This window comes from Denitratisoma sp. DHT3 (genome assembly GCF_007833355.1).
Lineage (GTDB): Bacteria > Pseudomonadota > Gammaproteobacteria > Burkholderiales > Rhodocyclaceae > Denitratisoma.
This window is the reverse complement of record NZ_CP020914.1, coordinates 2330714-2353607: the sequence shown is the minus strand read 5'-3', so window position 1 is coordinate 2353607 and position 22894 is coordinate 2330714. Positions and strand designations below refer to the sequence as shown.

Below are 22894 nucleotides of genomic sequence, written 5' to 3'. Positions count from 1 at the left end.
CCCATTCGTAAAAAAGTAAAATGGATAGGATTATGGCTTTGGGCCGGCGGCGGCAGCGCGAAGTGGAAGGTTGGGAATCCGTGGTCTTCTTCCCCACGGAGGTGGAAGTGGCACGGGTGCGCCGCCGTCCCGGCGAGCGGCCGCAGTTGCTTTCCTGGGATAGCTACGGCACGGAAGGTACGGAGACCGAGACTCTCAACCGCCTGCAAAAAGCCAATCGGCTGGGGCAGGGGCGTTGCACGACCCTGCTTGCCCATGGCCAGTACCAGATGATCCAGACCGAGGCGCCCGCCGTACCCACCGAGGAGCGGCGCGATGCCTTGCGTTGGCGTATCAAGGAAATGGTGGATTTCCCGGTGGAGTCGGCGGGGATCGATGTCTTCGACATCCCGGCATCCTCCGGCGGCATCGGGGGGCGTGCGCCTCAGGTCTATGTGGTGGCGGCGCCCAATGCGGCCTTGGCGCAGCGGATACAAGCCTTCCAGGCGGCCAGGCTCCCTCTGTCGACCATCGATATCCCCGAGTTGGCGCAGCGTAATGTGGCGGCCCTGTTCGAGGAGGAAAACCGTGGCTTGGCCTTGCTGGCTTTCAGCCACCAGGGGGGATGTCTGACCTTCACCTATCAGGGGGAGTTGTTTGCCAGTCGTCATATCGACGTGACCCAGGCGGAAATGCTGGCGGCCGGCAACGGCGGCAATGCGGCGCTGTTCGAGCGTGTGCTGCTGGATGTGCAGCGCTCGATGGATAATTTCGATCGGACATACAGCTTCATCACGTTGAGCCGCTTGCTGGTCGCGCCTTTGCCGGGGGCGGAAGCGTTCATCGGTTTGCTGCGGGAAAGTCTGTTCCAACCGGTGGAAGTGCTGGATCTTTCGCTCGGACTCGACATCGCGGCGGTTCCGGTATTGGCGGAGCCTTTGCGGCAATCGGAGGCGCTATTGGCTATCGGGGCCGCCCTGAGGGACGAGTTGCCATGAGTCAGCAAATCAACCTCTACAACCCCGGGCTGCTGAAAAAACGGGAATGGTTGACGGCCGCCAATGTGGCGATGGGTGCGGCCTCGTTGCTCGTGCTGGTCGCGCTCTGGGGGGGCTGGGCGCGATTCCAGGCCGATCGGCTGGAAAGGGAGGCGGCGCCGGTGGATGCTCAGTTGAAGGCGATGCAACAGCAATTGACCGCGTTGAGCAAGGAAATGTCGGAGCGAAAGCCGAGCCCCAAGTTGGAGCAGGAGCTCAAAACCGCCCAAAACGCTTTGTTGGCCCGTCAAACGGTTGCGGGAATTCTCGAGCGGGGTTTGGGGAAGCAGGCGGTGGGTTTCGCCGAGTATCTGCGGGGGCTCGCGCGCCAGACGCCGACGGGCGTCTGGTTGACCGGATTCGTCGTGGCCGCGGATGGCTCGGGCATGGAAATTCGAGGACGAACCACGGACCCCGCGTTGTTGCCGGACTATATCCTGCGCTTGAATGACGAGAAGGTTTTTCGGGGTCGGGCTTTCGCGGCCTTGCAAATGCAGGAAGGCTCCCTGGCCGAGAAGTCGCAGAGTGCGTCGATACCCGCAGGGACCGCCGCGCCGCTCAAAGCGGCCGCGGGCTTTCACGAATTTGCGCTCGTTCCCAGTCAGCCTGGACCGGATGCGGCCGGGGGGGAGGGCGTCCCGAGCCGCTCCGCGATTGCGAGCGGTCACTCGGAGGCGCGGAAGTTATGAAGGCGCGATGGCAAGAGATTTCTGGTAAATTCGCAGCCCTGAGCCCGCGCGAAAAATGGATGGTCGTCGGCGCGGTTTTTTTCGTCGTCGGCTTCGGCGGATACACTCTGGGCGTGGAGCCTGCCTTGATCAAGTACCGGGCTCTCGAAAAACAACTGACCCAGCAACGCTCGGATTTGACGATTGCCACGACTCAATTGTCGGCCCTGAAAACCCGGTATCGGGATCCGGATGGCGTCAATCGGGCGGCCTTGGACGAAACGCTTGGCAAGCTGGCTCAGCTCGATCAGCAATTGCACCAGTATGACAGTGCATTGGTGCCGCCGGGCAGGGTGCCGCAATTGCTGAATACTTTGCTGGTCCGCCACAGGGGCCTGCAACTGGTGAGTCTGCGCACCCTTGACCCCGCGCCACTGCTGGCGCCCACGGCCAATGAGGCGGGAAAGACGACCGTGAAACGGGAGGAGACGGCGTCGCTCCCGTCACCTTCGTTGTCCGCTTCGTCGCCGCTGGCGGATCGGGAACGGGGAGCGAACAACCTGTTCAAACATGGCATCGAAATCAAGGTGGCGGGAAGTTATCCCGACTTGCTGGCCTATCTCGCGGAATTGGAGGGATCGGCCCAGAAGTTGTTGTGGGATCAAATGAAATTGTCGGTCGTCGCCTATCCCCGTAGCGAGTTGACCTTGAGGCTGTATACCTTGAGCCTGGAGTCGATATGGTTGGTGGTCTGATGCGCTTGCTGTTCTCCTCGGTGCTGGCGTGGGTCGCGGGTTCCGGAGCGGTCGCCCATGCCCAGGGGCTCGGGGATCCGACGCGCCCCGCGATCGGAGAAGGCGCGTCTGTTGCGGGGGAGACGGGAAAAACGAGGATCGATGCGCCCGCCGGCCTGCAATCGATCATCCGCCGCAAGGGCGCCCGCCCGGCTGCGATCGTGAACGGGCAGCTCGTCGAACTGGGCGGCAAGGTGGGGGAGTCGAAGCTTGTTCAGATCAACGACGGCGACATCGTGCTGCAGGGGCCTGCCGGACGGGAGGAAATGAAGCTCACACCGGCGGTCGAAAAGACGACTCCCGTATTGCCGCAAACCGAGCAAGCCGAAAAGGAATCGGGACATCAGTCCAGTCGGGGCAAGAAGACAAGAAAATGAGCCTGAAGAAAACCATTTATGCTTTGTCTGTGCTGGTCCTGCTGGCTGGGTGCGCTTCCCAGCTGCCGCCCAGGCCGGGCGTGGTGCGCGACCGGATCAGCGAGGAAATGCAGCAGGCCCTGGCGGAACGCCGCATCGTCGATTCCGCGGACAAGGCGTTGATGCCGCCCCTGGCGGTCCAGCTGCCCGGCAACGGCCAGGAGACGGGGGGGCGCTTCGATCTTTCGGTGGTCAATGCGCCGGCCACGCAGGTCTTCATGGCCATCGTCAATGGAACCCGTTACAACATGCTGGTGGGGCCCGAGGTCAGTGGGCAAATCACCGTCAACCTGAAGGACGTGACGGTGAAGGAGGCGCTGGAAGCCATCCGCGATCTTTACGGCTATGAGTTCCAGATCAAGGGCAATCGCATCAGCATTCAGCCCAACACCATCCAGACTCGCATGTTCCAGGTGAACTACCTGGCTTCCCGGCGGCAGGGCAATACGGACCTGCGGGTGACCTCATCGGCGATCGTCGGGACGGGGCCTGTCGGTGGGACCAATACGGGAATGCCAACACCGTCGACAAGCGGCACGACTACGCCGGTTCAGGGAAGCGGAAGCCCCACGTCGGCGACCGGCAATCTGACCAGCCGGGTTCAAACCAGTTCCGACAATGACTTCTGGCGCGACATCACGACGGCCATGAATACCCTGATCGGAGGCGGGGAGGGGCGCAGCGTCGTCATCAACCCGATCTCCGGCGTGATTCTGGTCAAGGCATTGCCGAGCGAATTGCGCGCCATCGAGGGCTACCTCAAGGCCACCCAAGTCGTCGTGGATAGACAGGTGATGCTGGAAGCCAAGATCATCGAGGTTTCCCTCAATCAGAATTACCAGGCGGGCATCAACTGGGCAGCTTTCGGCAATGCGTCCAACAATTCTGGAAGCGGGCGCAGCGCACTGGGGGTCTCGGCACCCGGAACGATTCTGAACACTTTGGCCGCGAACGGCAGCCCGACGGCCTTCGGCAACAGCGACGTTTCCGTACTGCCAGGCCGCTTCGGCGGTTTGTCCACGGCCTCCACCGGCGCGGGATTTTTTGGCCTGGCCCTGCAAACGGCCAGTTTTTCCGCCCTGCTGAATTTCCTGGAAGGCCAGGGGGATGTGCAGGTGCTTTCCAGTCCCCGCATCGCCACCATCAACAACCAGAAAGCCGTGTTGAAGGTCGGCACGGACGATCTGTTCGTGACCAACGTGACCACCAACACCACGAGCACGACCACGGGCAGCGTGAGCACGCCCAGCTTGACCCTGCAGTCGTACTTCTCCGGGATTTCCCTGGATGTGACGCCCCAGATCGACGAGGACAACAATGTGATCCTCCATGTCCATCCGGCGGTGACACAGGTGGTGGAAAAGGAAAAAGTCATCGATCTCGGCACCGTGCTGGGCACCTACAAATTGCCGCTTGCCTCCAGCAGCGTCAATGAGACCGACAGCATCGTCCGGGTGCAGGATGGCAACATCGTCGCGATAGGCGGCCTGATGAAGCAGAAACAGACCAGCAACAGCAGCGGCTTGCCCGGAACCACGGGTTCCGCCGCCGGGACGCTGCTTGGGCAGAGGGGCTCGTCCATGAGCAAGACGGAGCTGGTGATTCTGATCAAACCCACGATCATCGGCGACGACAAGGCGTGGGTCCAGGATCTGGAGCAGGTCAGCCAGCGCTTGCGGGGATTGGATGGCAAGGCGCCCGACCCCACCAAGATGGTGAAGTAGCCGGCGGAGATACATGACATGGTGTATCTGGCTCATTTTGGACTCGCCGAACCGCCTTTCAGCATCACGCCGGACACCGAATATCTTTACTCCGCCGCCGCCCATCGCGAGGCGATGAACACGCTGCTGCTGGCGCTGCAAAGCGGTGAGGGTTTCATCAAGATCACCGCCGAGGTCGGCATGGGCAAAACCTTGCTGTGCCGCCGGTTTCTGACCACGTTGGGCGAGGAATTCATCTGCGCCTACATCCCGAATCCGCAGATGGACGCCAAGGCGCTGCTGCAATTGGTGGCGGAGGAATTGGGGGTCGGCATCGGTCCGGGAGAGGCGGCCCATGTCATTCGTCGCATCAACCAGCGCCTGCTGGAACTGGCGGGGGAGGGGCGTTCGGTGGTGCTGTGCATCGACGAAGCCCAGACCATGCCGATGCTGACGCTGGAAAGTCTGCGCCTGCTGTCGAACCTGGAAACCGAGAAACGCAAGTTGATCCACATCGTGCTGTTCGGCCAGCCCGAATTGGACGAGATGCTGGCTCAGCCACGGGTGCGCCAATTGCGGCAACGCATCGCCTTTCATTACCGGATGAGCAATCTGGATCGCGAGGAGATGGATCTTTATCTGGCTCATCGCCTCAAGGTCGCCGGCCGGCAGGGCGACTCCCCCTTCACGCCGGCGGCGCGCCAGGCGCTGCACCGCAGTTCCGGCGGCGCCCCCCGGCTGGTGAACATCCTGGCCCACAAGGCTCTGCTGGCCGCCTTCGGCCAGGGCGCGCAGCGGGTCACCGTGGGGCACGTTCGTCTGGCGGTGGCCGATACCGACGGCGCCGGCAGCGTACCCTGGTGGCGACCGAACTGGTGAAGAGATGAGTCTGCTGAATCAAATGTTGCGGGACCTGGACCGCCGGGACGCGCCGGCGGTGGAGCGCGCCGGCTTGGCCGCCCACGTGCGGACGTTGCCGGCGCGCGCCCGGCCTTCCCGGCGCCGGGATGCGATGCTGCTGCTGGTGGGGGTCGTCGCTGGAGGCGTCGTCACCTGGGCGGTATCGCGGTATCCGGGGGACATCCACCAGGGGGCGGCCGCACCGGCTCCGGCCCCAGCCCCGACGCCGGCCCCCGCGCCGGAGCCGGCGGTGTCCATGATGCCGCCGGCTGCGTTGTCTTCTCCCCCCGCATCCCCGGCCTCCGTCCCGGCGCCACCATCTGCCCGCTCCTTGCCTTCGCTCAGAATGACTCCCGATCTGGGGGCGCGTCCGCCGCCCGGGATGAAGCCCGCGCTTCCTCCTCAAGCGGCGGCGCCGCAAAAGGCGCCGCCGCCCCCGGAAGCGAGAACGCCGGAGACGCCGCCCCAGATCGACAAGACGTCACGGACGCCCAAAGTGTCCGAGGTGGCCGATGCCGAATACCGCAAGGCCCTGAGCGCGGTGCGCCGGGGCAGCCTGGCCGAAGGCGTGGACGGCCTGCGCCACGCCCTGCAGTTGGACAGCCGCCACGCCCAGGCGCGGCAGGCGTTGCTGAGCGTGCTGGTGGACCAGAAGCAGTGGCGCGAAGCGCAGACGGTCGCCGTCGATGGCCTGGCCCTCGACCCGACGCAAAGCAGTTGGGCGATGATCGCGGCGCGCTTGCTGGTGGAGCAGGGCGAGGTGGCGCGGGCCGCCGAACTGCTGGCCGCCCACGGTGCGCCCGCGGAACGCAACGCCGACTACCAGGCGTTTCGCGGCCTGCTGCTGCACAAGCTGCAACGCTACGGCGAGTCCGCCCAGCGTTACCAGGCCGCGCTGAGCCTGCGCCCCGCCGAAGGCCGCTGGTGGTACGGCCTGGGCCTGTCTCTCGATGCCGACCACCGCGATGCCGAAGCCCAGGATGCCTATCGCAAGGCCCGTGACAGCGGCACCTTGCCTCCGGACCTGGCGGCCCAGGTGGCGCAGAAGCTGCGCTGATCCAGAGGCGCTGCGCAAAAAATCAGCTTTCCCGCAGGGCCGCCCCAAGGGAAAGCGGCACGCGCCGGAGGCGCAAACGGACGGTTCTTACCACGAGGCACCTCGTGATTCCGAGCGCAGCGCGCCTTTAAGAACCCCCCGGGAGGGGGGTGAAGGGGGGCGAATCCTTCAATGTTCGCGCCACCACCCAGTTGCCGACGCTGACGGCGCCGTGACGTTTGAGGGTGGCGGCGAATTCGTCCAGCGTGGCGCCGGTGGTCATCACGTCGTCCACCACCAGCACCCGGGCGCCGGCGAGATCGGTCAGGCATTCGAAGGCATGGTGCACGTTCTTCCGTCGCGCCCGCCAGGGCAGATGGGCCTGGGAGGTGGTGGCGCCGCGGCGCCGGCAGATCTCCGGCGCCAGTTCCAGGCCCAGTTGGCGGGCGATGGGCCGGGCGATTTCCAGCGCCTGGTTGAAGCCCCGCTGCCGTAGCCGGTCGGGCGCCAGCGGCACCGGCAGCAGCAGGTCGCCGCTCGGCCGCGGCCCCGCCAGCAACGCGGCGGCGAAGAAATCGGCGACGGCCAGCCGATGGCCATATTTGAGGGCCTGGATCAGGCGGTCTACGGGGAAGCCGTAGCGATAGGCCGCCGCCGTGGCGTCGAACCGGGGCGGCTGCTTCAGGCAGGCGCCGCAAGGGCCGTCCGGCGGCATGGGCAAGGCGCAGCGGGGGCAGCCGTCGCCGGGCAGGGCGGGCAGATCGGCGCGGCAGGCGGCGCACAGCAGGGCGTCGCTTTCCCGCGCGCCGCACAGCAGGCAGTCCGGGGCCGGCAGCAGCAGGGTACCGAGCACCGCGCCGAGGTTTTGCCCGATGCGCGGGATAAGTCCCTGGTTGGACATGGCTCCCTCCTTCCGCGATAATTCCGCCCCTTCCCCGACAGATTCAGCAGGTTTTCCCATGTCCATCGCTCCCGTCACTCTGGTCAAGCGCGCTGGCGCGCCGGCCGAGAATCCCAATCAGCGCTGGAGCACCGCCCAGGTGGAGGCGCTGTTCGAGCTGCCCTTCGCCGACCTGATGTTCCGTGCCCAGCAGGTGCATCGCGAGCATCATGATCCCAACGTCATTCAGTTGTCCACCCTGATGTCGATCAAGACCGGCGGCTGTTCCGAGGATTGCGGCTACTGCTCCCAGTCCGCGCGCCACGAGCAGGTCGAGCGCGAGCGCCTGCTCGATGTGGACAGCGTGGTGGCGGCCGCCAGCGCCGCCAAGGAAAGAGGCGCCAGCCGCTTCTGCATGGGCGCCGCCTGGCGCGGCCCGAAGGACACGGACCTGGACGTGGTGGTGGACATGGTCAAGGCCGTGAAACGCCTGGACATGGAGACCTGCGTCACCCTGGGCATGCTGAAGGACGGCCAGGCCGAGCGCCTGAAGGAAGCCGGCCTCAATTACTACAACCACAACATCGACACGGCGCCCGAGCACTACGGCAACGTGATCACCACCCACAGCCAGGCGGATCGTTTCGACACCCTGGAGAAGGCCCGCGCCGCCGGCCTCAAGCTGTGCTGCGGCGGCATCGTCGGCATGGGCGAGTCGCGCCGCGGCCGCGCCGCGATGATCGCCACGCTGGCCTGCATGGAGCCGCCGCCCGATTCCGTGCCGATCAACAACCTGGTGCGGATTCCCGGCACGCCGCTGGAAAACGTGCCGCCGATCGATCCCTTCGAATTCGCCCGCACCATCGCCGCCGCCCGCATCACCATGCCGGCCAGCATGGTGCGCCTGTCCGCCGGGCGCGAGGAGATGAGCGACGAATTGCAGGCCCTGTGCTTCATGGCCGGCGCCAATTCGATCTTCTACGGCGACAAGCTGCTCACCGCGGACAACGCCGAGGCCGCCCGGGACGAGGCGCTGTTCGCCCGCCTGGGGTTGACCGCGCTGGCTTGAGGCCGCTGAGAGCGGTGCGGCGTGCGCGCTGATTTCGCCCGGGCCGCCGCCAGCTACGACCAGGCCGCCGTGCTGGCGGCCGAAGTGGGGCGCCGCATGGACGCGCGCCTCGACGTCGTCCGCCTCCAGCCCGCGCGCCTGGCCGACATCGGCTGCGCCACCGGCGCCGGCGTGCGCGCCTTGCAGGCGCGCTACCCGGAGGCGCTGCCCGTCGCGCTGGATTACGCGCTGCCGATGCTGGCCCGAGTGACACAAATGGAGCGGACCCCGGCAGTCCGTGGCGCGTCCCTTCTTCAACGACTGGGAGAGCGGCTCCGGGGCGGCCCGGCGGCGCGCGGCGCGCGCCTGGTGAATGGCGACGTGAATTGCCTGCCGCTGGCCGACGGCAGCCTCGACCTGATCTGGTCCAACCTGATGCTGCACTGGCTGGACGATCCCCTGCCGGCCTTGCGCGAACTCCAGCGCGTGCTGGCGGTGGACGGCCTGCTGACGTTCTCCCTGCTCGGCCCCGACACCCTGAAGGAACTGCGCGCCGCCGCCCGCGCCTGCGGCATCGAGCCGCCGCTGCGCGCTTTTCACGACATGCACGACATCGGCGACATGCTGGTCGCCGCCGGCTTCGCCGACCCGGTGATGGACATGGAGCTGATCACCCTCACCTACCGCACGCCGCGCGGCCTGCTGCGCGACCAGCGCCATCTCGGGGTGCGCGACGGCCTCCTCGGGCATCTGCCCTGGCGCCAGTGGCGGCGCGTGCTGGCGGCCTGGGCGGAAAGCGGCGATCCGCTGCCGGCGACTTTCGAGGTGGTGTATGGCCACGCCTGGAAGGCGGCGCCACAGCCGCCCACCAGGACCGCCGACGGCCGCTCGGTGATCCAGTTCCAGAAACGGCCGTGAGGCCTGGTCAGCGGTCCAGATATTCTCTGGGCGAGATTACGGGTATCCGCCGGTAAGGATTGAGCGTCAGCAGATCCTCATCGCTGGAGATCACCACGTCAGCCGCGCAGGTCCCCGGCGGGTAATGGTAACGGGCTCCCGCGATTCTGAGCCGCGACCGAGGTGGCGGTACGCATTGTTTGCTCCCGCAACAATTGTTCATAGAATGATTGTATCTTTTATGGATACAATCAATGTGCTTTTCCAAAAGCCAAAAATAAAGACCCGGATTGTATCTGGGCCTACTTTTTGCCCTTACCAAATCACCGTTGGATTGTAGCGATTTTAACGACAATCCGTCGCTTGTCGATGCTCTCCGCCAGTGCGATGGAATGAACCCCTCACTCCTCATTCATGCAATCGCCCTGGCTTGACCATGATGGGAATGACCCGGCCGCGTCGGGGATGCAGGTATTTGCCGGCCAGCTGCGCCTGCCGCTCCTGGTTGCGCCAGTAGGCGCGCATGCCCAGCAGCAGCGCGACGAGGGCGAAATACAGCACGGGCAGGAACAAATCCTTTTTAACCAGCCAGCTGTAGTGCAGCACCGCCAGGATGGCGATGGCGTAGATGCTGCGATGCAGTTCCTGCCAGCGGCGGCCGCCCAGGCGGCGGATCGCCCAGGCGTTGGAGGTCAGCGCCAGGGCGGCGGTGAGCAGGAAGGCCGCCATGCCCACGGTGATGAAGGGGCGCTTGACGATGTCCTTGCCGATCGCGTGCCAGTCGAAGAACTGGTCCCACCACAGATAGCTCGTGAGGTGCAGGCAGGCGTAGAAGAAAACGAACAGCCCCAGCATCCGCCGCAGGCGCAGCAGCCAGTGCCAGCCGGAAAGCCGCCGCAGCGGTGTCACGGTGAGTGTGATCAGGAGAAAGTTCAGCGTCCAGGTGCCCAGGCCGCGGGTGACGAATTCGATCGGGTTGGCGCCCAGGTCGTCCTGCCAGGCGCCCCAGCCCAGGTGGGCCAGGGGCAGCAGGCAGACGAGGAACAGGCCGGCCTTGACGGCGGCGATGGTGGTGGCGCTGGGGTTTTTCACGCTGGCGGCTTTCATGGTCAGAAGTATTTTTTCAGGTCCATCCCGCTGTAGAGGCCGGCCACCTGCTCGCCGTAGCCGTTGAACGGCAGGGTCTCGCGCTTGAGGAATTCGCCCAGGCGGCGCTCCCGGGCCTGGCTCCAGCGCGGGTGGTCCACCGCCGGATTGACGTTGGAATAGAAACCGTATTCGTCGGGGTTGGCCTTGACCCAGCTGGTCGAGGGCTGTGTTTCCACGAGACGGATCGCGACGATCGATTTGGCGCTCTTGAAGCCGTACTTCCAGGGCACCACGATGCGCAGCGGGGCGCCGTTCTGTTTCGGCAACGCCTCGCCGTAGAGGCCGAAGACCAGGAGGGTCAGCGGATGCAGCGCCTCGTCCAGACGCAGCCCCTCGGTGTAGGGCCAGTCCAGCACGCGGCGGCGCAGCTCGGGCATGGCGTCGGGCTGGGTGGCGGAAACGAATTCCACGTACTTCGCGCTGCCCAGTGGTCCCACGGTCTTCAGCAGATGGGAGAGGGGATAGCCGATCCACGGGATCACCATGCTCCAGCCCTCGACGCAGCGCAGCCGGTAGATGCGATCCTCCAGCGGCGCGAGCTTCAGCAGTTCCTCGATGCCGAAGCTGCGCGGGCGCTGCGCCAGTCCTTCGACGCGCACCGTCCAGGGCCGGGTGCGCAGGCGCTGGGCCTCTCGTTCCGGATCGGTCTTGTCGGTGCCGAATTCATAGAAATTGTTGTAGCCGGTGACGGCCTTGTAGGGCGTCAGGGTTTCGCGCGTGGAATAGGGGCCGGGATTGGGGGCGAGATTCGGGGGGGATGTGGCCGGCAGTTTCTCCCCGGCCAGGGCCGGCGTCCCCAGTGCGCCGAACGACGCGGCGGCGGCGCGGAGGAACTCCCGACGCCGCTCGAAGATCTCGCGCGGCGTGATTTCGGAACTCGGAATGGGGTACATGGCACATATCCTACTGGAACACTAGGATATTGACAGAAAAACGCCGCGCCGGTTCGGCCTTCCTTGACAGCTCGCCGTGGCGCCGGGGGTCGTCATGGACGCCGCGCCGACGGCGCGGACGCATGGTCGTTCAGCCGGCGGGGCGGGCGATGAAGTCCACCTCGTCGCCCGGCCGTACCTCGGTCCCGGGCGGGATGACGGCGAGGCCATCGGCCCAGACGGCGGAGGACAGCACGCCCGAGCTCTGGTCCAGATAGCAGTCCAGCCCGCCTTGGGCGTTCTTGCGCACGCGCAGGAACTCCAGGCGGTTGCCTTTCACCTTCCAGGAGAAGTCGGCCCGCAGCCGCTGCGGGCTCGCGGTTTGCTCCGTCGCGCCCTGGCGGCGCGCCAGGAAGGGCTCGACCAGCAACAGCAGGCCCACCCACACCGCCACCGGGTTGCCGGGCAGGCCGATGAACGGGGTCTGCCCGACGCTGCCGAAGGCCAGGGGCTTGCCCGGCTTCATCGCGACCTTCCAGACGTCCAGCCGCCCCTCGGCGCGGACGGCGGCGGCGACGTGGTCTTCCTCGCCCTCGGACATGCCGCCGCTGGCGAGGATCACGTCGGCCGCGGCGGCGGCGCGCAGCAGCGCGTCGCGAGTGATCTGCCGATCGTCGGCGACGATGCCCAGGTCCACGACCTCCAGCCCCAGCGACTGGAGGAAGCCGCGCATCACGTAGCGGTTGGAGTTGTAGATCTGGCCCGGCCCCAGCGGCTGGCCAGGGTTGCGCAGCTCGTCGCCGGTGCTGAAGATCGCCACCCGCAGGCGCCGCCGCAGCGGCAGGCGCTCGACGCCCACCGAGGCGGCCAGGCCCAGGGCGGCGGCCGAGAGCCGCGTGCCGGCGGCGAGGATCGTCGTGCCGGCGCGGATGTCGGCGCCGGCCAGGCGCACGTGGTCGCCCGGCCTGGGCTGGTGCTGGATCGTCACCATGCCGTCGCCGGCCTCGCACAGCTCCTGCATCACCACCGTGTCGGCGCCGGCGGGCAGCGGGGCGCCGGTGAAGATGCGGGCGGCGCTGCCCGGTGCCAACGGTTCGCCGCTGGCGCCGGCGGTGATGCGCTGGCTCACCGGCAGGCGCGTGCCGGGCGCCGGCACGTCCGCCGCCCGCAGAGCGTAGCCGTCCATCGCCGAATTGTCGAAGGACGGCACGGTCAGGGGCGAGGTGAGGTCCGCGGCCAGGACGCGGCCGTAGGCTTCGGCCAGATCGGGCCATTCGATGTCGTCGATGGGGTGGGCCGAGGCCAGGAGTGCGGCGCGGGCGGCGTCGAAGGAGAGCAGGGTCATGGCGATGGGATCGGAAAATGAAGGAGCCGTCCGCCTGCGGCGCACGGCGAGGCGGTACTATAATTCATCTCCAATTCGTTTTCCGGCTTGCCCATGCAGGTCTTCGCCCTCGGTCTCAATCATCACACCGCCCCCCTCGCCGTGCGCGAACGGGTGGCTTTCGACCTGGCGCGCCTGCCACAGGCCCTGCACGATCTGCTGCGGGCCAAGCCGGTGCAGGAGGCGGCGATCCTGTCCACCTGCAACCGCACCGAGGTGTACTGCGCCACCGAGGACCCGGTGGCGGCGGCGGCGTGGCTGGCCGAGTATCACCAGTTGTCGCCCCAGCAGGTCTCGCCCTACCTGTACACCCATCCCCAGCGCGACGCGGTGCGCCACCTGTTCCGGGTCGCCAGCGGCCTGGATTCGATGGTGCTGGGCGAGCCCCAGATCCTGGGCCAGATGAAGCAGGCGGCGCGCACGGCGGAAGAGGCGGGCACCCTGGGCACCTTGCTCAACAAGCTGTTCCAGCGCACTTTCGCGGTGGCCAAGGAGGTGCGCTCCACCACCGCCATCGGCGCCAACATCGTGTCCATGGCCGCCGCCGCGGTGCACCTGTCGGGGCGGATTTTCGAGAGCCTGTCTGCCCAGCGGGTGCTGTTCATCGGCGCCGGCGAGATGGTCGAGCTCTGCGCCGCCCATTTCGCCGCCGAGAAGCCGCGCCGCCTGACGGTGGCCAACCGCACCCTGGACCGGGCCGGGGTCCTGGCCCAGCGTTTCGGCGGCGACGCCCTGCGCCTGGACGAGCTGGGCGAGCGGCTCGCCGATTATGACGTGGTGGTGTCCTGCACCGCCAGCCCGCTACCCATCGTCGGGCTGGGCATGGTGGAGCGGGCGCTGAAGGCGCGCCGCCATCGCCCGATGGTGATGGTGGATCTGGCGTTGCCGCGCGACATCGAGGCCGAGGTGGGCAAGCTCGACGACGTGTTCCTCTACACCCTGGACGACCTGGCGCAGATCGTCGAGCTGGGCCTGGAATCGCGTCAGGCGGCGGTGATCGAGGCCGAGGCCATCATCGATGGCCAGGTGACCAGTTTCCTCGACTGGGTGGACGCGCGCGAGGTGGTGCCGGTGATCCGCGCCCTGCGCGACGCGGCGGAGCGGGCGCGGCGCCACGAGATGGAGCATGCCCTGAAGCTGCTGGCGCGGGGCGACGATCCGCTGCGGGTGATCGAGGCGCTGTCCCGTGGCCTGACCAACAAGCTGATCCACGCGCCCACCCAGGCGCTCAACGAGGGCGGCGAGGAACGGGAGCAGGTGGCCCGGCTGATCTCCCGGATCTACCGCCTCCACCAGCACAATTAGCGCTCATTGCCGGAGCGCCGCCCGGCCGGGCGGCGATCGTCGTTTTTTGCCATGAAACCCAGCATCCTCGACAAGCTCGAAAACCTCACCCTCCGCAAGGAGGAGATCGACGCCCTGCTCGCCAGCGAGGAGGCGACGCGCAACATGGACGGCTTTCGCAAGCTGACCCGCGAACACGCCGAGATCGAGCCGGTGGTGGCCCTCTACGATGCCTGGCGCCGCGCCGAGGCCGATCTGGCCGGCGCTCGGGAGATGCTGGCCGATCCGGAGATGAAGGAACTGGCCGCCGCCGAGATCGAGTCGACCCAGGCCGAGCTGGCGCGGCTGGAGGACGAGCTGCAGGTGGCCCTGCTGCCCCGCGATCCCAACGACGACAAGAACCTGTTCCTGGAGATCCGCGCCGGCACCGGCGGCGACGAGTCGGCGCTGTTCGCCGGCGACCTGTTCCGCATGTATGCGCGCTATGCCGAACGCCAGCGCTGGCGGGTCGAGGTGGTGTCGAAGAACGAGTCCGACCTGGGCGGCTATCGCGAGATCATCTGCCGCATCGAGGGCCAGGGCGCCTATTCCCGGCTCAAGTTCGAATCCGGCGGCCACCGCGTCCAGCGCGTGCCGGAGACCGAGTCGCAGGGCCGCATCCACACCTCGGCCTGCACCGTGGCGGTGATGCCCGAGGCCGACGAACTGGCGGCGGTGGAGATCAACCCGGCCGACCTGCGCATCGACACCTTTCGCGCTTCCGGCGCCGGCGGCCAGCACATCAACAAGACCGACTCGGCGGTGCGCATCACCCACCTGCCCACCGGCATCGTCGTCGAATGCCAGGACGACCGCTCCCAGCACCGCAACAAGGCCCAGGCCATGAGCGTGCTCGCCGCCCGCATCCAGGCCGCGCGCGAGCAGGAGCAGCAGCGGAAGATCGCCTCCACCCGCAAGAGCCTGGTGGGCAGCGGCGACCGCTCCGAGCGCATCCGCACCTACAACTTTCCCCAGGGCCGGGTCACCGACCATCGCATCAACCTGACCCTCTACAAGATCGACGCGATCATGGACGGCGACCTGGACGAACTGGTGGCCGCGCTGACCGCCGAACACCAGGCCGAGTTGCTGGCGGCGCTGGCCGGGGAACAGTAGATGCGGTACCCCACCCCCCAGCCCCCGCCCTGGGGCGGGGGAGCCCGCTTGCTCGCTGCGCTCGGTTGTCACGGGGAACTCCGTAGAGGCGGCCGGCGGATGTTCGCTTCGCGAACGGGCCGTCTCGCCTTGGGGGCTGCCCGGCGGCGAGACTGCATGGGATGGTGGCTCCCATGATCCTCGCCGAAGCCCTGGCCTGGGCGAGGTCGCTGATTCCTGCCGCCGAGGCGCGTCTGCTGCTGGGCCACCTGCTCGGCCGCAACGGCGCCTGGCTCGAGGCCCATCGCGACGATCCGCTGCCGGCCGCTGTCGCCGCCAGTTTCGAGGCCCTGGTGGCGCGCCGTGGCGCCGGGGAGCCGGTGGCCTACCTGCTGGGGCAACGGGAGTTCTACGGGCGGGATTTCACGGTGACGCCGGACGTCCTCATTCCCCGGCCGGAAACCGAACTGCTGGTGGACCTGGCGCTGGCCAAGGTGCGTGAGGTGGGCCAGATAAGCGCGCCGCGCATCCTCGACCTGGGCACCGGCAGCGGCTGCATCGCCGTCACCCTGGCGCTGGAATGCGCCCGCGCCGCCGTCACCGCCGTGGACGCCTCTCCGGCGGCGCTGGCCGTGGCGCGCGACAACGGCGCCCGGCTCGGCGCCAAGCTGGAGTTTGTCGCCAGCAGCTGGTTCGTGGAGTTGGCCGGACGGCGTTTCGACCTGATCGTCTCCAACCCGCCCTACGTGGCGGCGGGGGATCGCCATCTGGGCGAGGGCGACCTGCGCTTCGAGCCGCTGTCCGCGCTGGCCAGCGGCGCCGACGGCCTGGACGATATCCGCCACATCGCCGCCGCCGCGCCGGCGCATCTGGCGCCGGGCGGCTGGCTGCTGCTGGAGCACGGCTACGATCAGGCCGAAGCCGTGGCGGCGATCCTGGCGCAGAGCGGCTTCGTGGAGATCGAACAGCATCGCGACCTGGCCGGCGTCATCCGGGTTTCCGGCGGCGCCGTCGGGGCGGCTGGAAACGAATTCAATACTTGTTCGGCTTGACCGGGCTTCCCGCGTACCGGTACAATTTCCCGAGTAATAAACTCAACTATTCATCAAGGAATTCCCATGGACGTCCAGCAGCAGATTCACGAAACCGTGACCAAGAACCCCGTCGTACTGTTCATGAAGGGCACGGCCCAGTTTCCCCAGTGCGGCTTTTCTTCCCGGGTGATCCAGATCCTCAAGGCCTGCGGCGTGACCGATCTGGTGACGGTGAATGTGCTGGCCGACGAGACCATCCGCCAGGGCGTCAAGGACTACGCCAACTGGCCGACCATTCCCCAGCTCTACGTCAACGGCGAATTCATCGGCGGCTGCGACATCGCCAGCGAGATGTACGCGTCGGGCGAACTGCAGAAGCTGCTGGAGCCGCTCCTCAAGTCCGAGTAAGCGGCCCCTGACGGAGCTTTTCCCGCCGGCCACCGCAAGGAAAACCACGGCGACACGGCGGGCACGGCGAAAACCCTCCGCGTCTCATAGGAGCGGGCCATGCCCGCGACCAGCGCATTGCCGCCCACCGGTTCGCGGGCATGGCCCGCTCCTACACGTACACGGTCAGAACTCCCGTGCTTCCTTGACAGAGCTTTTCCGCCGCGCCGCCAGGCGCAAATGGCAGGCTGCTGCTACGAAGCCCCCAAAACACCCGAGCGCAGCGAGCCATATCGACCCCCCCGGAGGGGGGCGAAGGGGGGCGAGCCAGGGGGCGAGCCGGAATTTTAGCGCCGCTCCAGCCGCCCCTTGTCGCCCAGCCAGCGGGGAGCGTCCTTTCGCAGCCATTCCTGCGCCGTGGCGTCCTGGCGCAGATAGGCATCGAGAAAGGCGGTGCTGACGCCCTGTACGGCGCTGGCTTCCAATGCCTGTCGGGTCAGGGAAATCCCGCCGCCCTGCGGCGGCATCCGTCCGCCGTCACCGCGCTCGCCGCCGCCCGCGGGCATGCCGCCGCCGTGTCGTCCGCCGCGTTGCCGGCCCTGGCCGCCTCCACCCCCGCCTTCGCCGCCGCGGCGGCCGGAGGTTTCGTGGCCTTCCCCATTCCTGCCATCCCTGTGCTCCGCGTTCGGCGGCGCTACCGTGCCGTTGCCGCCCAATCCCTGATGGGGCAGGCCGGAGAGAGTCAGCAGCAGCTTGTCGCCGGGCGGCATGTGTTCGAAGGGCGCGCGGCGCAGGTAGGGCGAGGTCACCAGTCCCAGGGCGTCGCCATCCTCCTCGCTGGTCACCGACAGCACGGGAACATGGACACCGTCGTAGCGGCTGGGAAAGGGCAGCCCGCCGAAATCGGCATAGGGGCTGATGGCGATGACGGCCTGGAAAGCCGGCAACGGCGGCCGGGGGTCGGCCAGTCCGCGCAGGTTCTCGCCCGCCGCCACCAGGCTGGTGTAGGCGCCCAGGTCGTAGCCGGCCAGGGCGAGACGGGAGGTATCGATGCGGTCGTAGGGCGCCTCGCCGGCGGCGGCGCGGCGCCGCACTTCCGCGATCACGTGGTCAAGGGTCGTCAATCGCTGCGTCATGACGGCGCCGGAATAGCTTTCCTTTGCCAGCGTGGTGAAGTCCCCCGCACGGGCGCGCGGAGAGGACCAGGCCTGGCTGTCCTGCGGGCGCAACTGGCAGGACAGCACCGCGAAGCCCGCCTGCGCCCAGGCGGTGCGCCAGGTGGCTCCCGCTGCTCGGCTCTCTCCCAATGCCGGTAGGTAGACGACCAGCGGTACCGGCCCTTTGCCGGTGGGGACGGCGAGGGCGACGTCCAGCGGCTGATCCTGGATCCGCCAGGTGGCGAAGGAGGTGCTGACGCCGAAGCGGTCGTCGCTCAGATAGCCGCGCCCGGCGAACTGCTTGACCAGGTCGTCGTCGATGCGCGGTACGGGCGGCGACGACGCGCAGCCCGAGAGCATGGCGAGGGCCAGGGTGGCGATGCTGAAGTGGCGCAGGCCGTTGCGGTTGTGCATGGTGTGCGGGCTCGGGAGGCAGCTGGCTGCGGGACGTCCGCCGCAAGAGGCGCGGACCCGCTGAAGTCTAGCGCCGTCGCGGCCGGCGGGGTGTTGCGGGAGGCGGGGCGAATGTAAGGCGATGTAAGGGCGCGCGGTACGCGGTTCGCCCTGGACCTTCGCTTACAGCAGCACCAGATTGTCGCGGTGGATCAGCTCTTCCTCGTCCACGTAGCCGAGCAGGGTTTCGATTTCCTGGCTGGCGTGGCGGGCGATGCGGCGCGCTTCGGAACTGGAGTAGTTGATCAGGCCGCGGGCGATTTCGCGTCCCGCGCCGTCGCGGCAGGCGACCGCGGCGCCCCGCTCGAACTCGCCCTCGACGGCGATGACGCCGATCGGCAGCAGGCTGCGGCCGGAACGCAAAGCCTGCTCGGCGCCGGCGTCCAGACTCAGGCTGCCGGCCAGTTGCAGATGGTCGGCCAGCCACTGCTTGCGCGCGGCCATCGGGCTGGATCCGGCATGCAGCAGCGTGCCCAGGGTTTCCCCCGCCAGCAGCCGCGGCAGCACGTTGTGTTCGCGGCCGCTGGCGATCAGGGTGTGCGCGCCGCTGCGCGCCGCCCGTTGCGCGGCGCGAATCTTGGTGATCATGCCGCCCTTGCTGATGGCGCTGCCGCTGCCGCCGGCCATCGCCTCGAAGCGGCGGTCGCTGGCCTCGCCTTCGTGGATCAGGCTGGCGCCCGGGTCCTTGCGCGGATCGGCGCTGTAGAGGCCCTGCTGGTCGGTGAGGATCACCAGCGCGTCGGCTTCCACCAGGTTGGCCACCAGCGCGCCCAGGGTGTCGTTGTCACCGAACTTGATTTCGTCGGTGACCACGGTGTCGTTCTCGTTGATGATCGGCACCACGCCCAGGCCCAGCAGGGTCACCAGGGTGGAGCGGGCGTTCAGGTAGCGGGTGCGGTCGGCCAGGTCGTCGTGGGTCAGCAGAATCTGGGCGGCCTTGAGGCCGTGGCCGGCGAAGCAGGTTTCGTAGGTCTGACACAGCCCCATCTGACCGACGGCCGCCGCCGCCTGCAATTCGTGGATTTCATGGGGGCGACGGGTCCAGCCCAGGCGCTGCATGCCGGCGGCGATGGCGCCGGAGGAGACCAGCACCACTTCCCGCCCCTGGGTGTGCAGGGCGGCGATCTGCCGGGCGCATTCGGCGATGAAGTCCTGCGACAGGCCGGCGCCGTCGTTGGTGACCAGGGCGCTGCCGACCTTGACGATCAGGCGCTTACTCTTCGCGATCCTCGCTCTCATCGGCATCCGTGTCCGTGTCGTCGTCCGCCGCGACCTCGCTGGTCGGGCGGGGATGTTGTTCCAGGTAGTCCATGACGGCGAAGGTCAGGGGCTTGCAGCCGTCGCCGGTGAGGCCGGAGATGACGAAGTGGCGATCCACCGCACCGTAGCCGTCGATCAGCGCGGCGATGCGGTCCGCCCTTTCATCCTCGGGCACCAGGTCGATCTTGTTGATCACCAGCCAGCGCGGCTTGGCGTGGAGGGCCTCGTCGTACTTGCGCAGTTCCTCGAGGATCGCCCGCGCGTCCCGCACCGGGTCGGCGTCGGGGTCGAAGGGGGCGATGTCGACCAGGTGCAGCAGGATGCCGGTGCGCTGCAAGTGCTTCAGGAACCGGTGGCCGAGCCCCGCGCCTTCCGCCGCGCCCTCGATCAGGCCGGGGATGTCGGCGATGACGAAACTGCGGTTCTCGTCCACCCGCACCACGCCCAGGTTGGGGTGCAGCGTGGTGAAGGGGTAGTCCGCCACCTTGGGACGGGCCGCCGAGACGGCGCGGATGAAGGTGGATTTGCCGGCGTTGGGCAGGCCCAGCAGGCCCACGTCGGCCAGCACTTTCAGTTCCAGCTTGAGCAGGCGCTGCTCGCCCGGCGTGCCCGGCGTGCATTTGCGCGGCGCCCGGTTGGTGCTGGATTTGAAATGCAGGTTGCCCAGGCCGCCGCGGCCGCCCTGGGCGATCAGTGCGCGCTTGCCGTCGCGGTCGAGGTCGGCGATCGGCTCGCCGGTCTCGAAATCGGCAATCACCGTGCCCACCGGCATGCGCAGTTCCATGTCCGCGCCGCCCTTGCCGTAGCAGTCCGAGCCCCGGCCGTTCTCGCCCTTCTGGGCGCGGAACATGCGCGTGTAGCGGTAGTCGATCAGGGTGTTGAGATTGCGGTCGGCCACCGCGTAGATGCTGCCGCCGCGACCGCCGTCGCCGCCGTCGGGGCCGCCGAAGGGGATGAACTTCTCGCGGCGGAACGAAGCGACGCCGTTCCCGCCGTCGCCGGCGACGACTTCGATTTTCGCTTCGTCGAAGAACTTCATGCGGGGAACTCCAAAAATACAAAAGCCCTATCGCAGGGATAGGGCTTTTGCCGGGCTACGGACCCTTGCTGCGTCGTCAGGCTTGCTCGGCAACGGGGACGATGTTGACCAGCTTGCGCTGCGCCGCGCCCTTGACGGTGAACTGCACCTTGCCGTCGATCTTGGCGAACAGGGTGTGGTCCTTGCCGATGCCGACGTTCAGGCCGGGGTGGAACTGGGTGCCGCGCTGACGCACGATGATGCTGCCGGCGGAAACCAGTTGGTCGCCGTAGCGCTTGACGCCCAGGCGTTTCGATTCCGAGTCGCGGCCGTTGCGGGAACTGCCGCCTGCTTTTTTGTGTGCCATGTGATGACTCCTTCGCTTACGTCATCAGGCGGCGATGCCGCTGATTTCCAGTTCGGTGTAGTTCTGGCGATGGCCCTGGTGCTTCTGGTAGTGCTTGCGCCGGCGCATCTTGAAAATCCGGATCTTGTCGTGACGACCGTGGGAGACGACCTTGGCCGTGACCTTGGCGCCGGAAACCAGGGGCGCGCCGATCTTCACCGACTCGCCCTCGCCGACCATGAGAACCTGGTCGAGAGTGATTTCAGCGCCCACGTCTGCCGGTATCTGTTCTACTTTGATCTTTTCGCCGGCAGCGACGCGATACTGCTTGCCGCCGGTTTTTATGACCGCATACATGATATGGACTCCATTGATGGATGGTACGAAAGGGGGCGGATTATACGCAGCTGTTGCCGCCAGGTCAAAGCAATGTTGAATTTGCGAGGGTTTTCCCCTACAATTCGCGGCCTTTCAACCTTGCCCCACCCGCACGCATCCGGGAGGGCTGTCAGCCATAAGGAGATTGCATGCGACACTACGAAATCGTTTTCATCGTTCATCCGGACCAGTCCGAGCAGGTTCCGGCCATGATCGAGCGCTACCAGACCCTGGTGACCGGCCGCAACGGCGCGATCCATCGCCTGGAAGACTGGGGCCGCCGTCAGATGGCCTATCCGATCCAGAAGGTGCACAAGGCCCACTACGTACTGATGAACATCGAGTGCGACGGCGAGACCCTGGCCGAGCTGGAAAACGCCTTCAAGTTCAACGACGCCGTGCTGCGCCACCTGACCATCAAGATGGACAAGGCCGTCACTGCGCCCTCGCCGATGATGAAGGAAGAGAAGTCCCGCTCCCTGACGCCCGCGGTCGAAGCCAAGGCGGAGGCGCCGGCTGCCTGACTTGACGTTCCCCGCCGCAGCCACCAATCTGATCCGGCTCTCCGGGCAGATCCTTGAGCGGGGGGCATTGCGCTACACGCCAGCCGGCGTTCCGGTCGTCGAATTCCGCTTGGTACACCAGTCCGAGCAGGAGGAGGCGGGAGCGATGCGGCGCGTGGAATGCGAAATGCCCTGTGTGGCCGTGGGGCCGACAGCGAATCTGCTGACCGGCGCACAAACGGGCGACGGGCTTCATCTCGGCGGCTTCATCGCCGCCCGGAGCCTGAAGAGCCGGACGCCGGTGCTGCATGTGAAGACAATCGAATTTTTGGAAGGAAATCCAGATGGCATTCAAACCAAAAGGTAAGGGCGCTAACAACAAGCGCAAGGACGACAAGGGCCGCAGCCTGTTCAAGCGTCGCAAGTTCTGCCGCTTCAGCGCGGAGAAGATCGAAGAGATCGACTACAAGGATGTTGAAATCCTCAAGGACTTCGTCACCGAGACCGGCAAGATCATGCCCGCCCGCATCACCGGCACCAAGACCGGCTATCAGCGTCAGCTGTCGACGGCCATCAAGCGCGCCCGCTTCCTGGCCCTGATGCCCTACACCGACCTGCACAACGCTTGAGCGAGGGACAGACCATGCAAATCATTCTGATGGAAAAAGTGGTTAACCTCGGCGGCCTCGGCGACGTGGTCAAGGTCAAGGACGGCTATGCCCGCAACTTCCTGATCCCGAAGGGCATGGCCAAGCGCGCCACGGCCGAGAACCTGAAAGTGTTCGAAGCCCGCCGCGCCGAGCTGGAAAAGGTCCAGGCCGAGAAGCTGGCCGCCGCCCAGGCGCTGGGCACCAAGCTCGACGGCATGATGGTGCAGATCACCCGCAAGGCCGGTGTCGATGGCCGCCTGTTCGGCTCCGTCGGCAATGCCGACGTCGCCGATGCGCTCAAGGCGCAGGGCATCGAGGTCGAGAAAGCCGCCGTGCGCATGCCCAACGGCCTGCTCAAGACCATCGGCGACACCCAGCTCGAAGTCGCGCCCCATCCCGACGTGGTGGTCACCATCACCGTCTCGGTGCTGGGCGAGCACTGATCGCCGGCAGCAACGCGTTTCAACAAAAAGCCGCCTTCGGGCGGCTTTTTGTTGGGTGCCGGTATGGAAGCGCTTATCTCGCGT

26 protein-coding genes are annotated in these 22894 nt (G+C 66.9%); 17 read left to right on the top strand and 9 right to left on the bottom strand.

The annotated features are described in order from the left end of the window. The first annotated feature begins 32 nt into the window (after positions 1 to 32). From pilM to B9N43_RS10785, 7 genes are read left to right on the top strand one after another with little or no spacing between them, the layout of a single operon-like run. Positions 33 to 977 carry a type IV pilus biogenesis protein PilM gene (gene pilM, locus B9N43_RS10815; protein ID WP_145842211.1) on the top strand — a complete coding sequence of 315 codons (945 nt, stop codon included), beginning with the start codon at positions 33 to 35 and terminating at the stop codon, positions 975 to 977. After that, positions 974 to 1705, top strand: coding sequence for a PilN domain-containing protein (locus tag B9N43_RS10810; RefSeq protein WP_145842210.1), 732 nt, complete (start codon positions 974 to 976; stop codon positions 1703 to 1705). The genes pilM and B9N43_RS10810 overlap by 4 nt, the downstream gene beginning before the upstream one ends. Further along, on the top strand, positions 1702 to 2439 hold the full coding sequence (gspM, locus tag B9N43_RS10805; RefSeq protein WP_145842209.1) for a type II secretion system protein GspM: 738 nt from the start codon (positions 1702 to 1704) through the stop codon (positions 2437 to 2439). Before B9N43_RS10810 ends, gspM begins: the two co-directional genes overlap by 4 nt. Further along, the gene (locus tag B9N43_RS10800; protein ID WP_186453786.1) at positions 2439 to 2855 is read left to right on the top strand and encodes a hypothetical protein; all 417 of its coding nucleotides are present in this window, start codon (positions 2439 to 2441) and stop codon (positions 2853 to 2855) included. The genes gspM and B9N43_RS10800 overlap by 1 nt, the downstream gene beginning before the upstream one ends. Further along, a complete protein-coding gene (locus B9N43_RS10795) occupies positions 2852 to 4618 on the top strand; it encodes a secretin N-terminal domain-containing protein (RefSeq protein ID WP_261379310.1) in 1767 nt (588 codons plus the stop codon). Before B9N43_RS10800 ends, B9N43_RS10795 begins: the two co-directional genes overlap by 4 nt. Before the next feature lie 18 nt (positions 4619 to 4636). Then, the gene (locus B9N43_RS10790) at positions 4637 to 5476 is read left to right on the top strand and encodes an ExeA family protein (RefSeq protein ID WP_261379309.1); all 840 of its coding nucleotides are present in this window, start codon (positions 4637 to 4639) and stop codon (positions 5474 to 5476) included. A gap of 4 nt (positions 5477 to 5480) precedes the next feature. Next, entirely contained in the window at positions 5481 to 6554 is a 1074-nt protein-coding gene (locus B9N43_RS10785; protein ID WP_145842207.1) for a tetratricopeptide repeat protein, read from the top strand. A gap of 127 nt (positions 6555 to 6681) precedes the next feature. On the opposite strand, the gene B9N43_RS10780 is transcribed toward B9N43_RS10785, so the two are convergent. Beyond that, a complete protein-coding gene (locus B9N43_RS10780; protein ID WP_145842206.1) occupies positions 6682 to 7434 on the bottom strand; it encodes a ComF family protein in 753 nt (250 codons plus the stop codon). A gap of 58 nt (positions 7435 to 7492) precedes the next feature. Here B9N43_RS10780 and bioB point away from each other — a divergent pair, with 58 nt between their 5' ends. Together bioB and B9N43_RS10770 are read left to right on the top strand one after the other, a co-directional pair. Beyond that, positions 7493 to 8482, top strand: coding sequence for a biotin synthase BioB (gene bioB, locus B9N43_RS10775; RefSeq protein ID WP_145842205.1), 990 nt, complete (start codon positions 7493 to 7495; stop codon positions 8480 to 8482). Between the two features lie 21 nt (positions 8483 to 8503). Further along, a complete protein-coding gene (locus B9N43_RS10770) occupies positions 8504 to 9379 on the top strand; it encodes a methyltransferase domain-containing protein (RefSeq protein WP_261379308.1) in 876 nt (291 codons plus the stop codon). Positions 9380 to 9766: 387 nt separating this feature from the next. On the opposite strand, the gene B9N43_RS10765 is transcribed toward B9N43_RS10770, so the two are convergent. The 3 genes from B9N43_RS10765 to glp form a co-directional block, all read right to left on the bottom strand. Further along, on the bottom strand, positions 9767 to 10465 hold the full coding sequence (locus tag B9N43_RS10765; RefSeq protein WP_145842204.1) for a sulfite oxidase heme-binding subunit YedZ: 699 nt from the start codon (positions 10463 to 10465) through the stop codon (positions 9767 to 9769). A 2-nt stretch (positions 10466 to 10467) separates the two neighbouring features. Continuing rightward, positions 10468 to 11400, bottom strand: a complete 933-nt coding sequence (msrP, locus tag B9N43_RS10760) for a protein-methionine-sulfoxide reductase catalytic subunit MsrP (RefSeq protein ID WP_145842203.1) — start codon at positions 11398 to 11400, stop codon at positions 10468 to 10470. Positions 11401 to 11530: 130 nt separating this feature from the next. Then, positions 11531 to 12724: a gephyrin-like molybdotransferase Glp gene (glp, locus tag B9N43_RS10755; RefSeq protein ID WP_186453785.1), complete on the bottom strand. Its 1194-nt coding sequence runs from the start codon at positions 12722 to 12724 to the stop codon at positions 11531 to 11533. Between the two features lie 93 nt (positions 12725 to 12817). Here glp and hemA point away from each other — a divergent pair, with 93 nt between their 5' ends. The 4 genes from hemA to grxD all read left to right on the top strand — a co-directional run bounded on the left by hemA (position 12818) and on the right by grxD (position 16623). Then, entirely contained in the window at positions 12818 to 14068 is a 1251-nt protein-coding gene (hemA, locus tag B9N43_RS10750) for a glutamyl-tRNA reductase (protein WP_145842202.1), read from the top strand. 51 nt (positions 14069 to 14119) lie between these two features. Further along, on the top strand, positions 14120 to 15202 hold the full coding sequence (gene prfA / locus B9N43_RS10745) for a peptide chain release factor 1 (protein WP_145842201.1): 1083 nt from the start codon (positions 14120 to 14122) through the stop codon (positions 15200 to 15202). A 173-nt stretch (positions 15203 to 15375) separates the two neighbouring features. Then, complete coding sequence (prmC, locus tag B9N43_RS10740) at positions 15376 to 16233, top strand: peptide chain release factor N(5)-glutamine methyltransferase (protein ID WP_222428711.1); 858 nt, start codon at positions 15376 to 15378, stop codon at positions 16231 to 16233. A 66-nt stretch (positions 16234 to 16299) separates the two neighbouring features. Next, the gene (gene grxD / locus B9N43_RS10735; protein ID WP_145842199.1) at positions 16300 to 16623 is read left to right on the top strand and encodes a Grx4 family monothiol glutaredoxin; all 324 of its coding nucleotides are present in this window, start codon (positions 16300 to 16302) and stop codon (positions 16621 to 16623) included. A 326-nt stretch (positions 16624 to 16949) separates the two neighbouring features. Here the strand turns inward: grxD and B9N43_RS10730 are convergent, their stop codons facing one another. From B9N43_RS10730 to rplU, 5 genes are all read right to left on the bottom strand, one after another. After that, positions 16950 to 18173, bottom strand: coding sequence for an alpha/beta hydrolase family protein (locus B9N43_RS10730; protein ID WP_145842198.1), 1224 nt, complete (start codon positions 18171 to 18173; stop codon positions 16950 to 16952). 162 nt (positions 18174 to 18335) lie between these two features. After that, on the bottom strand, positions 18336 to 19451 hold the full coding sequence (gene proB / locus B9N43_RS10725) for a glutamate 5-kinase (protein ID WP_145842197.1): 1116 nt from the start codon (positions 19449 to 19451) through the stop codon (positions 18336 to 18338). After that, positions 19426 to 20511: an Obg family GTPase CgtA gene (gene cgtA, locus B9N43_RS10720; RefSeq protein WP_145842196.1), complete on the bottom strand. Its 1086-nt coding sequence runs from the start codon at positions 20509 to 20511 to the stop codon at positions 19426 to 19428. The genes proB and cgtA overlap by 26 nt, the downstream gene beginning before the upstream one ends. 76 nt (positions 20512 to 20587) lie before the next feature. After that, positions 20588 to 20857, bottom strand: coding sequence for a 50S ribosomal protein L27 (gene rpmA / locus B9N43_RS10715; protein WP_145842195.1), 270 nt, complete (start codon positions 20855 to 20857; stop codon positions 20588 to 20590). A 24-nt stretch (positions 20858 to 20881) separates the two neighbouring features. Continuing rightward, on the bottom strand, positions 20882 to 21193 hold the full coding sequence (gene rplU / locus B9N43_RS10710; protein WP_145842194.1) for a 50S ribosomal protein L21: 312 nt from the start codon (positions 21191 to 21193) through the stop codon (positions 20882 to 20884). 170 nt (positions 21194 to 21363) lie between these two features. On the opposite strand from rplU, the gene rpsF reads away from it, so the two are divergent. Genes rpsF through rplI form a run of 4 tightly spaced genes read left to right on the top strand, consistent with a single transcriptional unit; the run spans position 21364 to position 22810 of the window. Beyond that, on the top strand, positions 21364 to 21738 hold the full coding sequence (gene rpsF / locus B9N43_RS10705; RefSeq protein ID WP_145842193.1) for a 30S ribosomal protein S6: 375 nt from the start codon (positions 21364 to 21366) through the stop codon (positions 21736 to 21738). Between the two features lies 1 nt (position 21739). Further along, a complete protein-coding gene (gene priB, locus B9N43_RS10700) occupies positions 21740 to 22084 on the top strand; it encodes a primosomal replication protein N (protein WP_145842192.1) in 345 nt (114 codons plus the stop codon). Continuing rightward, entirely contained in the window at positions 22062 to 22346 is a 285-nt protein-coding gene (gene rpsR / locus B9N43_RS10695) for a 30S ribosomal protein S18 (RefSeq protein WP_145842191.1), read from the top strand. The genes priB and rpsR overlap by 23 nt, the downstream gene beginning before the upstream one ends. 14 nt (positions 22347 to 22360) lie before the next feature. Further along, entirely contained in the window at positions 22361 to 22810 is a 450-nt protein-coding gene (gene rplI, locus B9N43_RS10690) for a 50S ribosomal protein L9 (protein WP_145842190.1), read from the top strand. Positions 22811 to 22894: the final 84 nt, after the last annotated feature.